Annotated in this window: 10 protein-coding genes; 1 reads left to right on the plus strand and 9 read right to left on the minus strand. The window is 41.5% G+C overall.

Annotated elements, in window-relative coordinates; all coding sequences use genetic code 11:
• Positions 1–165: 165 nt before the first annotated feature.
• Positions 166–1,068, minus strand: a complete 903-nt coding sequence (locus H5159_RS16930) for a LysR family transcriptional regulator (protein ID WP_182733352.1) — start codon at positions 1,066–1,068, stop codon at positions 166–168.
• A 130-nt stretch (positions 1,069–1,198) separates the two neighbouring features.
• Between H5159_RS16930 and H5159_RS16935 the strand changes: the two genes are divergently transcribed.
• Positions 1,199–1,957, plus strand: coding sequence for an SDR family NAD(P)-dependent oxidoreductase (locus H5159_RS16935; RefSeq protein WP_182692359.1), 759 nt, complete (start codon positions 1,199–1,201; stop codon positions 1,955–1,957).
• A 508-nt stretch (positions 1,958–2,465) separates the two neighbouring features.
• Here the strand turns inward: H5159_RS16935 and H5159_RS16940 are convergent.
• The 8 genes from H5159_RS16940 to H5159_RS16975 all read right to left on the minus strand — a co-directional run bounded on the left by H5159_RS16940 (position 2,466) and on the right by H5159_RS16975 (position 14,468).
• Complete coding sequence (locus H5159_RS16940; RefSeq protein WP_182780700.1) at positions 2,466–5,399, minus strand: TonB-dependent receptor; 2,934 nt, start codon at positions 5,397–5,399, stop codon at positions 2,466–2,468.
• Between the two features lie 65 nt (positions 5,400–5,464).
• On the minus strand, positions 5,465–8,125 hold the full coding sequence (locus H5159_RS16945; protein ID WP_182780701.1) for a glycoside hydrolase family 16 protein: 2,661 nt from the start codon (positions 8,123–8,125) through the stop codon (positions 5,465–5,467).
• A gap of 261 nt (positions 8,126–8,386) precedes the next feature.
• Positions 8,387–9,178, minus strand: coding sequence for a sterol desaturase family protein (locus tag H5159_RS16950; protein WP_182695378.1), 792 nt, complete (start codon positions 9,176–9,178; stop codon positions 8,387–8,389).
• Entirely contained in the window at positions 9,171–9,851 is a 681-nt protein-coding gene (locus H5159_RS16955) for a CDP-alcohol phosphatidyltransferase family protein (RefSeq protein WP_182695379.1), read from the minus strand. The genes H5159_RS16950 and H5159_RS16955 overlap by 8 nt, the downstream gene beginning before the upstream one ends.
• 32 nt (positions 9,852–9,883) lie before the next feature.
• Positions 9,884–10,522 carry an ATP-binding cassette domain-containing protein gene (locus H5159_RS16960; RefSeq protein ID WP_008165767.1) on the minus strand — a complete coding sequence of 213 codons (639 nt, stop codon included), beginning with the start codon at positions 10,520–10,522 and terminating at the stop codon, positions 9,884–9,886.
• Between the two features lie 55 nt (positions 10,523–10,577).
• Positions 10,578–12,332 (minus strand): ABC transporter permease, encoded by a 1,755-nt coding sequence (locus H5159_RS16965; protein WP_182780702.1) that lies wholly within the window; start codon positions 12,330–12,332, stop codon positions 10,578–10,580.
• Positions 12,329–13,663, minus strand: a complete 1,335-nt coding sequence (locus H5159_RS16970) for an ABC transporter substrate-binding protein (RefSeq protein WP_182780703.1) — start codon at positions 13,661–13,663, stop codon at positions 12,329–12,331. The genes H5159_RS16965 and H5159_RS16970 overlap by 4 nt, the downstream gene beginning before the upstream one ends.
• Positions 13,650–14,468 (minus strand): DUF547 domain-containing protein, encoded by an 819-nt coding sequence (locus tag H5159_RS16975; protein ID WP_182780704.1) that lies wholly within the window; start codon positions 14,466–14,468, stop codon positions 13,650–13,652. Before H5159_RS16975 ends, H5159_RS16970 begins: the two co-directional genes overlap by 14 nt.

Genomic DNA, 14,468 nt, shown 5'->3' on the forward strand with positions numbered 1-14,468 from the left:
GATTATATCAACGGATATTACAACAACGTTAGGCCGCATCATTATAATGCCGGTTTAGCGCCAAATGAATCTGAGGTTAGATATCAAGATTCTAAAACTGTGGCCAAATTTTATTGACCACTACAATAACGATGCTTTAGCGAAAAATGAATAACGCACAGATTATTACTTTGTAAAGACGCTCAATTGTTCTTCAAGCCAAAGCATAAATGCACTTACGCGCTTGGGTAGGTGGATCCTATTTGGGTACAAAATATTGATTGGTAGGTCGGGCATCGCGTATTGAGGCAAAACTTGTATAAGTTCGCCAGATTCAAGGTATTTACTTATACCGTGAATAGGTGATTGAATAAGCCCGAAACCACTCAGTACTGCGCTTAAATATGCCTCTGAGGAGTTAACAGTAAGCTGGCTTTTCATCGTTATTGATTGCAATTGATTATTGCTATCTAAATATTCGAAACCCGGATCAGGGATACCAAGTGTTTGACTGTAGCGAACAATGTAATGATTTTTTAAATCGTTAAGAGTTTTAGGTAAACCATGATTTTTTACATAATAACGGCTTACGCAATTTAAAACTTTAAAGCTGCCCAAACGTCGTGCAATTAACGATGAGTCGGTAAGTTCGCCCACTCTTACTACGCAATCAAATCCTTCTTTAATGACATCTACTCGTCTATCGGAGCTGCCAAGTTCTATTTCAAGATTTGGGTGCATTTTTAAAAACGAACTTAAGTTTGGAATGATGGTATCTCGACTAACAGCTTGTGGCATATCTACACGTATTCGGCCTGTTAAACCTTTATCCTCACTTACAAATAAATTTTTTAAATCGTCAGCGTCGCTGATAATTCCTAGTGCACGTTGATAAAATAGCTCACCGTCTGAAGTCATATTTACAGTGCGTGTAGTACGGTGTAATAAACGCGTATTTAATGTACTTTCAAGCATGGTTACTGCTTGCGATACACTTGACTTAGGAAGATTTAAGCTTGTTGCTGCTTTAGAAAAACTACTGAGTTGCGCTACTTTAATAAAAATACGTATTGCGTTTAGGTCTTTCATAACACTGTTTATTGTTCGTTTATTTTGAACAGTGTAACTCTTTTCAGCCTGTTTATCTTTGTTGCTTGAAAAAATATACTGGCTTGGAAGTTATTTAACTCCCCGCTTTTATTTTCAACAGGATATAACAATGAACAAACGAATTGCAGTGATCACCGGTGGTAATCGTGGGCTTGGTAAAAGCACGGTGCTTTGCCTTGCAAAGCAAAATATCGATTGCATCTTTACTTACCGTCGTCATGAAAAAGAAGCAAAAGAGGTTGTAAAGCAAGTACAGGAGCTAGGCTCTAAAGCGGTTGCATTGCAATTAGATGTAAGTGATATGCTCGGCTTTGAGGATTTTGCACAACAACTACAAAATGTCCTGCAGACTCATTGGCAACAAAGTGAGTTTGATTACTTAATTAATAATGCAGGGGTGGGGCTTACTAGCAGTTTTGCAGACACAAGTGAATCAACTTTTGATACGTTAATAAATATTAACTTAAGGGGAGTATTTTTTGTTACCCAAACATTGTTGCCCTTTATAAAAAACGGTGGTCGTATTATTAATTTATCAAGTGGTTTAACGCGTTTTTCATTACCCGGTCATATTACTTATGCAATGACCAAAGGTGCAATAGAAGTAATGACAAGGTATTTAGCTCAAGAACTTGCACCTAAAAATATTACGGTAAATGTTGTAGCCCCTGGTGCAATTGAAACCGACTTTGGTAATGGCGCCGTTCGTGATAACGATGAAGTAAATGCGTTTATTACATCACAAACGGCAATGGGCAGAGTCGGTGTAACAGACGATATAGGGCCTATGATTGCTAACTTATTAGCGGACGAAAACCGCTGGATGACAGGCCAACGACTTGAGGTATCGGGCGGTATGTATATGTAATCATACCAACCGGCATGAATCTTTGAGCAATTTAGTGAATTAAATTTCACTATAGCGTCGTCTAAATTTTTCTTTAGAACAACTAGGGTCTGTTGATCTATCAAGGTTAAATTTGCAGCAGTCTGTTTGGTATTTTGGCAAGGCAGAGCCTATGTAGTGTGGTTATTCCCCATAAATGGGCGATAACGTAGCATTAATGCCAAACAGGCGCTGCCCAAAGGGTTCTTTCTAGGGGCTATTTACTCTTTGTTGCTCGGTTTTTACTTAGCCCACTAGGTTACAAACCTCGCGCCGCGATTAAATAGCCCCTAGTTTGAACAAATTTTAATCCGCAAAGATCAACAGACCCTAGGTACAAAAATTTTTGCCTAGTTATAGCGTAATTTTCTTAACGTTAAATAGATCCTATATAAACAGATTGGTACCATTTATTAAAAAATTATAACTTTAGACAATAAAAAACCGCTCAGTGAGCGGTTTTTTGCATTTTTTACTAAAGGAAATTTAGTTAGAACGTGTAACGGGCACCAATTGAGTAACGTGGACCGTACTGATTAGCAAATAAGAACTGCTCTTCGTAACGTCCGTAGCCTTCTTCGGTGGCATTATTTAAGTTTATGCCATCAAAAAATACCGTTACGTTTTCGTTTACATCGTAGTTAACGCTCATATCCCATTGGCCATACGCTTTAGCATATTGCGGAGGCGCATCAGCTGAACCTTGCGCTTGGCCAACACCAATTAGGTACGAGTCGCGCCATGCATAAGTAATTTTAACTGATAGGCCGTCTTTTTCGTAAAAGCCTTGGAAGTTAGCTGAGTCACTTAAGCCTGTAAGCGGTGCTTGTTGATCAAGGCTTTCGCTATCAAATTCAACGTCGCCATCTACAAATGTTGCGTTAACACCAACACCAAAACCGGTTTCACCAATTAAGTGCTGTACTGCAACTTCAAAACCATCTACCGATTTACTGTCGGTGTTTTGCGGTTGGCTAATATTCCATGTAATTAGCGGATCGTCGCTGTTTGGTTCAATAACGCCATTTGCATTGCCGTAACCGCTGGCAATCATTTGTGCAAAAATAGCGTCGGTTGTTGCTTGCTCACCACGTGATTCAATATCGCTTACGGCTTGTAAGTAACGAGGGCCGTTTAAAATATCGTGCAAGCCATCAATAGTAGTTTGCGTAATGGTGGTTTGAATAAAGTTATCAACGTCTTTTTTAAAGTAACCAACAGATGCGTAGCTGCCTTCTGCGTAGTAATACTCAAGTGATAAATCAAGGTTTGTTGATTCAAACGGCAATAAGTTTGTATTACCTTGGCTACCTGTACGAGAACCCGGTTTTGGGCTGCCTGTTAAGCTGCGGCCACCGGCTAAATTACCCAGTGGTGCACGCGACATTGTTTTACCCCAAGATACGCGGGCTACTACGTCTTCAGTTAAATCAACACTTACGTCGATTGAAGGCAGTAAAACATCGTAATCACCTTGTTGCTCTAAGAAGTTATCATCGCCGCCAGCAGCGTATTGCATGATCCACTCGGAAGCGCTGATCCAATTAACTTGATCTTCAACGCGTTGGCGCACAGTACTGGTTACATCTGTTTGCTCATAGCGTAGGCCTGCATTTACTTTTACGTAGTAGTTACTTACGTCAAATTCCCAGCTTGATTGAACATAAAAGCTATTAGTGATTTCTTCTACGTAGCTTTCGCTGTCAATACCATCCATATATGCATTTGCGGCGTATGCATCGCCGCCTGTCACATCAGCTGTTAAATAAGCTATTTGGCGTGCTACAGCTTCGTCAAAATCGTAGGTATAGTAGTAACCAGGTTGTAAGTCACTGCCGCCCCCTTCAAATTGATCTAAAAGGCCCGATGTATCGTGACGGGTAAACATGCCGTCTGGGAATATTTCTGTATATGATGGGTTAAAGCCTGGACCACCTACTAAACCACTCCACGCGGTGTAACCACCGGTGTTTTGTTCTGTACGTGATGCGCCAAATTTAACTTTAACTAAACCAATGTCATAACTTTCGTTATACCATGTTGTATGTAGCTGTAATTGTTCAATGTTTGACTCACCCGGTGAGTGAGTAAATTGACTAAAGTTTGAATCAATTTCGCCAGGCGTTAATTCACTTGTGCCATTTAACCAATTAACTTGTGCACTGGGTACTTCGCCTGTGCGGTAATCATAAATTTTATTAGCTAGCTGATCAGAACCTAAAATTACTTGGCCGGCACTTCCCAGCCCATTGTCGGCGCCGTTATCGGTTTCGTTTTTAGAGTCGTGGTAATCAAGCTCTACGTGCCACGTGTCGCTAATTTCCCAATCTAGGTTTAAACCAAGTGAGCGCGCTTTTACTTCTGTAGTGCCTTTGTTGGCTGTAAACGAGGCATCGTTACCGCTAATATCAGCATAAACAGCCGTACCATTTTCATCAAGCTCGTAGCCATTAATATTGCTACCAAAGTCGTTCCAAATACCCCAACCAATACTTTGAGAACCTGTTACAGCTTTACTTGCGGTGTAATCAAGTGTTGCTACAAAGCCATCTACCGGTGCATATTGAAAGGTAACTTGTCCGTTTGTACGTTCACGTTCTACATCTTCAATAGAGTAATTCATGTCTTTAGGGAAGTAGTAGTTACCTGCAGGGTCTGTGCGGTTATCAACGACGTTGCTGCTATCTAATTCAGGTAAGTCTACGTTTGCCTGCCAGCCTTGAATATTGGCACTTTGTTTTTGAAAGTCACGCTCTTGGTGCGAAAACGAAAAACCAAAGCCAAAAGTGTCATCTACAAAAGTATTGCTGTAAACAGTAGAAAACTCTGGTGTTACGTCATCACCAGCTTCGTTTGACGAGTCGTGATTTGCTTTAACGGTTGCTGAAAAGTTTTGACCCGGCTTTTGAAAAGGGCGCGCAGTAGAAATATTAACTGTTGCACCTAAGCCACCGCTTGGCACGTCTGCACGTGCTGTTTTAAAAACTTCAAGGGCACTTACGCCCTCAGAGGCAACGTTTTCAAGATTATACGAGCGTGTATAACCTGTGCCCGGCATTTGGCGGCCATTTAAGGTTATTAAGTTAAACTCAGGGCCAAAACCACGTACTGTAATTTGGCTACCTTCACCGTTTGCACGGCTCACCGATACGCCGGTAATACGTTGTAATGATTCGGCTAAGTTGGTATCTGGGAATTTACCCATTTCTTCAGATGAAATGGCATCTACAATACCAGAAGAGTCGCGTTTCATATCCATAGAACGAATAAGTGAACCACGAATACCTTTTACTTCAATAACTTCTACATCAGATGAAACGCTTGTTTCTGCTTCTGCCGCAATAGCTGTGTTTAATGTGCTCGCAGCAATGATGAGAGACACAGAAGCCGCAAGTTGGCTCTTTTTAAAATTGAATGTGTTCATAATAGCTCTGCTTTATAAAATGTTGTTGTGTAGCAATAGGCGCTAAGCGCCTATTGGTGTGTGTTTTATGGATTTGCAATAATCACGTTATCTATACGGTAAAGCGCGCCATCGCCCATGTCCCAGCTAGGAAAAACCATAATTACGTTTAATGCGCTAATGTCTAGGCCGGCATCAAATAATTGCTGAAGAGGGAAGGTGTATGTTTGCCATTCGCCCGTTACAGGTACTTGGCCTTCAACACTGCTAGATAAAGCAAGCTCTACGGCACTCGATGTACCAATTGATTCAATTTTAAATAGCCATTGTGCGTCAATATCTGAAGGGGCTGATACAACTTTCATATCAAATTGAACTACACCATTTTCAAGTATTGCAGAGGCATCAAACGATACGTCTTCATCAGCAATAAAGCCCATTACTGTTGCAGTAGAACCAATGCTAAATTGCGCTACTGCGCCATGCGCGTCATCATCGGTTTCTGTTGTTGGTGTAGAGCCACCACAACAATCCCAAATACTCCACTGATCGGCAGCTGCATCTTTAAATACAGTAAGCTCACCCGTTGCAGCTGGCGCTGCATTTGGATTATAAATCTTAACGTTATCTAAACGGTAAACAGAGCCTTCACCTGCCCCCCACGCTGGGAAAATCATTAATACATCTATAGTACTTACATCTAAGCCAGCAGCTGCAAGATCAGACAATTTAAATGTATATGTTTGCCACTCGCCAGTAACTGGCGCTACGCCTTCAACACTTGCCGTTAATTCAAGCTCTACTGCAGAGTCTCCGCCATTTGACTCAACTTTAAACAACCACGGTGTAGCTGGATCGCTAGGAGTAGAGGTTACTTTTAAATCAAATTGAATAACGCCTTCATCTAAAATGCTACTAGCGTCAAACGATTCGCCTGCGCCTCCTGACGATGTGCGGCTATTAAAGCCCATCACAGTAGGCTCTGCACCAATGCTAAACTCTGCAGTTAGACCATGTTCTTCATCATCCATAGCTTCAACAGGGGTTGAGCCACCACAACAATCCCACATTGGCCATGCTAGATTTTGCTCATCAGTAAAAATAGTAAGCTCAGGTGATACGCCTAAGTTATCTTGAGTAATCTCAACATCGTCAATTAAATAAACAGCGCCTTCACCTGCGCCCCATGCTGGAAACACCATGATCACATCAATTGCACTAATATCTAAATCTGCAGCATCTAAATCTTTTAGTAAAAATGTATAAGTTTGCCATTGGCCAACAACAGGGCTTACGCCTTCAACACTGTCTGTAATCGGCATTTCTACTGCGCTAGAACCTTCATTACTTTCAAGTTTTACAAGCCAAGCTGCATCAGCTGTGCCTGGTGCATTTGTTACTTTCATTTTAAAACGAACGTAACCTTCATCCAGCATTGGAGAAGCATCAAACGGGCTGGCTTTTCCTGCTTCGTCAGTAATAAAAATCTCACGGCTAATAAAGCCCATTACGGTGGGTTCTGCACCTACTACAAATTCAACTACATCACCTTGGGTTTCATCTGCAACAATAGCGGGAGTAGAACCACCACAACAATCCCATGCAGGCCAATTTGGATTAAATGATTCACCAAAAATAGTTAGTGGTGTTGCAATGCCTGTCGAAGGTGGACTAGGAATTGGTGCATCGCCTTCAAGCAACGCATCGTCTAAGCTATTGTAACCTGGGCGAATAGTTTCACAGCCTTTACCTGTTTCAGGGTTTGATGCACATTGATAAACACGTACGTAATCAATAGCAAAGGTTTGGCCGTTTTCAAATGCGCTAGCGTCTACACCTAAATCATTTACGTTTTCAGGCCAGTCACCGCCTACTGCTAGGTTTAGCAATAAGTGAAAGTCTTTATCAAATGGTGCGCTATCCCAATGCGTTGTAAGTTCGCCAGAACCTTGTTCAAAGTATTCTGCAAACCAACCACGATGTTTTAGGCCTACAGCCTCACCACTTGCATTAGTACGCACTTCTGATTGACGCTGAGTTGCATAAAGGTAACCGTCTACGTACCAGCGAATTTCACCTTCTTGCCATTCAACAGCATACGTGTGGAAATCATCTGCTGGATTAGTATCTTCAGGGAATTTGTATTCTTGCCCTGTGTAGCTGTTATCTGGCCACGCACGTCCGTAATGAAGGGTGCCGTGGATACTGGACTCTATACCGCCATCTTCATCTGGTGTTTTAAGGTTTACTGATTCTAAAACATCTATTTCGCCAGATCGAGGCCAAGTGCCGTAAACTTCATCAGTTGGCAGCATCCAAAATGCTGGCCAGCTACCTTGTCCTGATGGAAGTTTGGCGCGCACTTCAAAGCGACCATATGTAAAGTCGGCGTTGTAACGCGTATTTAATCGCGCTGAAGTGTAAGGTTTTTCTGCACCTTCTTCAGCGGGTAGGGCAACAATGTTTAACACACCGTCTGCAATAAATGCATTTTGCTCGCTGTCGGTGTAACACTGTTTCTCGTTGTTACCACCGCCATCGCAGTTTAATTCATAGTTCCATTTGTTTGTATCAATGGCTGAGCCTTCAAACTCGTCGCTCCAAACCATTTGCCAATCTGATACTGGCTCAGAGGCATCTACATTTTCAAAATTTGATTTAGTGGCAGAGTCACCACCACAGCCAGCTAACGTAACTAAAGAGATAGCGGCAAGTAAACGTGTAATGTGCGTTGTTTCAATGTTCATAACTGAACCCCGGTTTCAACAGATTATTGTCAGATTAATTGTTTTTTGAGCTTTGTTTTTCATGCTGTAAGCGCTTACATTTTGGATTGTGTTTTGTAAGCGCTTACAAATGATATTGTGGAGTACGCAAATGGTCAACATATTTGTTTATTTTATTTACAATTAGTTTACGGTAAGAGGCGTTTTAGTGTTACTTAATTCATAATAGGCTCTTTAATAAGAGCCTATTAAATATAGGACTAATCCGAGAATGTACGCGGTTTACTTATTTTTAAATGGCATGATCAATAAACCCCACAATGAGGCATTTTGCTTTTGGCTTGGGTATTCTTTTAAGCCAATATTTATATCTGCGTCGGCTTTTTTTGCTTTATCTTTATAGCTACCAAATAATTTATCCCACCAAATTACACTAAAGCCATAGTTTGAGTTGGTTTCACTAACCACTTGGCTATGGTGAATTCGATGCAATATTTGCGTCATTAGTATTAAACGCAGCGGTTTTTCAATGGCATTAGGTAGGCGTATATTTGCATGATTAAATAGTGCTAAACCATTAAGTGCTATTTCAAAAATAAGTACCGCAATGGCAGGTACGCCAAGAGCTGTTACTGCAATGAGCTTTATAAGTATGCTCAGTACAATTTCGATAGGGTGAAAGCGCAAGCCCGTACTTGTATCAACATGTGCATCGGCATGGTGAACGCGGTGCAAACGCCATAATATAGGCACTTGATGAAATAATCTATGCTGCCAATAAATTAATATATCGAGTAAAAGTATGCTCAATATAATAATTAAACTGCTTGGTAGGGCTATTTGATTAAATAAGCCAATGCCGTGCTCTTGATTGTAAAGTGCAACAGCGGTTAACCCAATAGGGACCACTAAGCGCGCAATAACTGATGAAGCAAACACTAATCCAAAATTAGCAAACCAACGTGTACTGCTTTTAATAGGTGCTTGGCGAGCAGGTTTTTGCCATTCAAGCAGCATCATTATAATTAAAATGCTAAAAAAGCAGCCGAGTCGCCACCATACTTCATTAGTCATCTATTACCTCAGAATTTGCACTGTTAGGCACGTTTTCAGCTGCTTTGTTAGCATCGGCTTCTTGTTGCTTAAGCGTGTGATAACCGCCATGTATACGGGTAAAAATAGTTATGCCACACGCAATAGCAAAAATGCTCGCCATAACAGCAAAGTGCTGCGGCCAAATACAAAATGCAATAAATAGCGCTATTGTTTCAGTGCCTTCGGTTAAGCCATTTAAGTAGTAAAAGCTTTTGTATTTAAATTGCGGTTTTTCGAGTTTAAATTTTTCGGCGGCAATCGCAAAAGCTAAAAAGCTTGAGCCCGTACCAATAAAAGTAGCAAGTAATAACGAGCCCGCTATCGCGTTTTGCTCAGGGTTTGCCAAAATAAAGCCAAGCGGAATAGCCGCGTAAAATAAAAAGTCGAGTGTGATATCTAAAAAGCCACCCGCGCTTGAACTTTGGTTTGCATAACGTGCTAATGCGCCATCAAGTCCATCTAAAATTCGATTTAAAGCAATGGCCACTAATGCGCCGTACCACATTTCAAACGCCAGTAATGGCACGGCTAATAAGCCAACTAAAAAGCCAACTACGGTTAGCTGATCGGCGGTTATGCCGCGTTTATGCATAAGCATAACCACAGGTGTTAAAAGAGGCTTAATGACAGGGGTGATAAATTTGTCTAGCATGTTTATTGCCTTATGCGTTTAAAGCTATGTATTTAAAGTGCGCTACTTAAAGTAATGAGTTTGCCATTTGCAGCGTCGGCATCGCTATGGTCATGAGTTACCATAATTGCAGGTAGCTTATGATCGCGTATTTGGCTAAACACGAGTTCGCGTGTATCAACACGCAGTTGGGTGTCGAGTTTGCTAAAGGGTTCGTCGAGTAAAATGGCTTTAGGTTCGCTCAGCAGCATACGTAATAATGCAACACGGGCTTGTTGCCCGCCCGAGAGGTTATCGGGGTGGCGATTGCCCATGTCTTTAAGGCCAACTTGTTCAAGTGCGTGTTCTATTTTTTCAAGGCGTTGTTTTTTATTGCCTTTGGGCATTGCAAAGGCAATGTTACCAGCAACAGTTAAATGCGAAAACAATAAAGCGTCTTGATAAAGCACTCCAATATGGCGCAAGTGTGGAGGGGTGTTATCGATATTTTGACCATTAAGCCACACCTCTCCATTGGCCTTAAAGCTACTTGGTAAAGTACCCGTAAGCCAATTTAATAAGCTTGATTTACCACTGCCTGATGGGCCCATAATAGTCAGAATTTCACCGCCATTAACTTGCTCGTTTAAGCTAAGTAACAGCTCATTTTGGCGATAAAGCTGACAATTTTTAATCTGTAACGATGACTGCATTAAAAAACCTTAACCCTGATAGTGTTAAACATGGGAGCTTTAAATATGTGCACGTTTAAACACGTGCACTTTTGAAAAAATATTTAGGTAAACCCCATGCCAGTATAAATCCAATAAGCGGTAACACCATTTGCATAATAGCGTACACGGCACTGGTGCGTCTGCTTGCGCCATTGGCAAGCGTAACGGCTTCGGTTGTTATTGTGGCTATGCGCCCGCCGCCAGCTAAAAGCGTGGGGAGGTATTGTCCAAAACTAATAGCTAAGCCCAGTGCGGCTGCAATTAAAATAGGGGCAAACAACTGAGGTAGTTTTACTTTAAAAAACACCTTACACGGCGCTGCGCCTAAGCTTGCTGCAACATGAGCAAAACGAGGATCTAAGCGCCTATAACTGCTCGCCAGTGACAAAAACACATAAGGCAACACAAACAGTAAATGCGTAAGTACCACATTAAAAAATGCGGCTTGGTTATTTACCAATTGTTGTATCCATACTAGCCCAAACAAAAAGGCAATACTGGGTACTAATAACGGTAAGTAAATAATTAAACTGGTAAAACGAGAAATAGGTTTGTCATTCAACTGCTCTGATTCTAAACACAGTAAAGTAAGAATAATGGCAAATAGTGTGGTTACTAAACCGATTGCTAGCGTATTAAAAAGCGGGCTGCCCATTTGCATTAGCGCACTTTTAAAATGCAGTAGTGTAAATTGCTCAGGCATTGCATCTGGAAAACGCCAAAAACCTGCAACCGACCACATAACTAAACCAATAAGCGACAACATTATAAAGCTAATTACTAATGCGGTGAGTACGACCGTTATTTTTTGCCAATAAAATCCGCCGTATTCGCGCACTCCATTAGTGAGAGAGTCGCTAAATAGCACTTTTACGGCCTTTTCTGCGCCAAGCCAAAGCGCTAACAACCCGCCTGTAACAGCCAGTTGTAATAAAGCACCCGCTGAGGCTTTAATGCGCAGGTTTAAATCAACATCGTTAAACCAATGCATTATTGCAACGGCCAACGTGGGTGGTGTATTTGGGCCTAATATAAGAGGCATTTCTACACTGGCACTTGCATAAGCAAGCACGGCTAAAAGCGGCAAACGCAACAGCGGATAAAGACTTGGCAGTATTACTTTAAAAAAGGCGGTCATTGGACAATAACTCAAGTTAAGCGCAACCTTTTGTTGTTGGCGTAATTTTTTGCCAAGCTCAGGTTGAGCAAGTACGCCCAGTGCCATTAATAATAAAAAGGGAAGCTCTTTTAGTGTTAAGCCTAAAATAATACTAATACCGAATGAATCATGCGGAAACATGCCGTTTGGCGCAAGTTCCCAGCCGCTTAACCAAGGCGACGCTAAGCGTGAAATCATACCTGAAGGGGCAATTAAAAACCCCACCGCAATAGCCGCGGCGGCATGAGGTATAACTAATATAGGGCTCAATAAACGCTGAATTCGGTTGAGCCACGGGCTATTAAAAAACGCAGCTAAAATCATTAAGGTAATGATAAATGCAAGCAGAGTACTTATTAAGCCCGTTGCAACGCTTAAGGTAACCATTTGAGTAAGGCCTGGTGTTTGCCAAAGGGCATTAAAACCTTGCAAGCTAAACGTTGTTTGCTCAAGTACGGGCGCATAACCAAAGGCAGGCAGCAAGACGCTAATTAAGCCACCAAGTACGGGTAGTATAAGTAAAGCGAGTAAAAATCGCGGACTAAATTTTACAATGCGCGTAAACATATCGGTGCTGCACTGCGTTGTTGCTTTGGTATTAATCGGTACACTTTTTGAAATAACGCTCATTGGCTTACTCCATAACGGGTTTGCCAACCTTGCATAATGGCGTTTACCCAGCTTGGATGAGGTTCGCTCAATGTGCGTTTAATACAGTTTAAAGGCAGTGCACTTGGATGTGGTTTAGCTGTTTTAAATAAGGTTTGCTGATCGGGCGTTAACGTTGATTGAATAAGTACGCTTTTATCGCCCCATATATGCGCTTTTTGTTTTTGGGCTTGCGCCTCAGGGCTGAGTAAAAAATTAGCCACTAATTGCGCACTTTGCTGGTGGCTTGCATTGTATGGGATTGCCACAAAATGGGTATTACTTAAACTGCCATCACTCATTGCGTAACTGCGAATGCTGTTTGGTAAATCATAGCGTTTTACAGCTGCCGGTACTTCAGGTGCTGAAAAAGTAAAGGCTAAACTCAGCTCTGTATCGTCTACTAAGCGGCGCATTTGAGCACCACTTTGCATAAAATGAGTGCCACCACGCCAAAGAGTTGGGTGTAGTTTATCTAAAAATTCCCACAGTGGATTTAACACTTGCGCCGTATTTTTAGTTGTAGCTGGTTGGTTTAGCTGCGCTTTAATGTTTTCGCTGCTTTGCTGGTGCAGTACAACTAAGGCGTATTTTAAAAAGCTCATACCTAAAAAGTCAGGCGGCTTTGGGTAACTAAAGCGACCAGGGTTTTGTGCGCTCCAGTTTAATAATTCGTTTAATGTCGTCGGCAATTTATTGTTTGCCTTACCATTTATTGCAATGCTGTCGTAATAAAACGTAAGTGACGCTTGCCCCCATGGCGCTTCCATCCCATTGGTAGGTAAACCAAAATCAAATGTTACAGCAGGGTTATTAGCCGGATCGGTTAATGCAAAGTAGGGGAGTTTATTTGCCCATTGCTTTAAAAGAAGAGAATGCTCACTCATGGTGGCAAAGTTAGCCCCGTTGATCCACATTAAATCTACGCTGCCTTGGCTGTTATTGTTTGCTGATTTTTCGGCAAGTACACGGCTTACTGCTTCGCTGGTGTCGCTTAATTTTACATGCACTAGGTTAATGTTGTACTTAGTTTTAACTTGCTGCGCTGCCCATTGAATATAAGCATTTATTTGCGCGTCGCCGCCCCATGCATAAAAGTATACATCTTGATTGCTACCAAGTGCTTGAACTTGTTGCCAGCGAGATCCCTGTTGTATGTTTATTACTAAATTACTTTTATTATTTGAGTTAATAACGGTATTAGCAAACGCAGTGCTTGAAAAAGCAGCTAAATTTGCGATTGCACAAACGCAAAACGCGACACAGCAAAAGCTGTATCGCGCCTGTGTTTGCCAAAACTTAATGGCGAACATTTAAATCCCAGTTGTAGTCTAAAAATTTAACTTTCATGTCATCATTTTCAACTGCTTTTTGCTGAGCGGGTATCAGTTTAAGCGCATCGCTGTACTGCAAGAAAAACTGCTGTAGCGTGTTTGCACCTCTAAAGCCTTTTTCAAAGTCATCGCCGTACCATTTAAATATTGAAGACACGCTTAGCGTATTTTCTTGAGCCATATTGCGTGTCATATCTGATAAAAAGCGCACTGTTTGCTCTTGCAATTGGCTCTCTAAATCAGTGGCTGTATAGGCTTCTTCTCGAAGCGCTGGGCAACCAATACTCGCGCAATTTACTGCAAAGTGAATACGTGGGTCGTTGTATTTACCGCTACCACGTATTAAACCATGCTCTATATCATCAAGGCTGCGAGTTTTGCCAAGTAATGGCACAAACTCTTTACTCCATGGTGAGCTAAAAAAGCTCCCTAAGTCTTTAATTGACTTAATATCAGGGTACTTAGTCAATATAAGTTCAACAGTCCACGCATTATAAGCATTGATTAAAAAAGCGAGTTGCTTAGGCTTTTCCCACGCGTCAAATTCGCTTTGCGTTACAGCCGTTAACGAATCTAAATACGTTTTTAGCTGTGCATGCTCACGTTTTATAGCAGCGTAATCAACCTCAGTACTGTGATTATGATTAATAGCGACAACATGCTTATTTAACAATGCATTCCAGCTGTCGTGCATGTTTTGGGCTTGGGCCGAAAATGACGTTGCAAACGATGTTACAACTAAAGCCGAACCAAGTAGCAATGCTTTTAGAGGTGTTTTAAACAT

Origin of the sequence: Pseudoalteromonas sp. SG43-1, from assembly GCF_014164415.1 — a bacterium.
Classification (GTDB): Bacteria; Pseudomonadota; Gammaproteobacteria; order Enterobacterales; family Alteromonadaceae; genus Pseudoalteromonas; species Pseudoalteromonas distincta.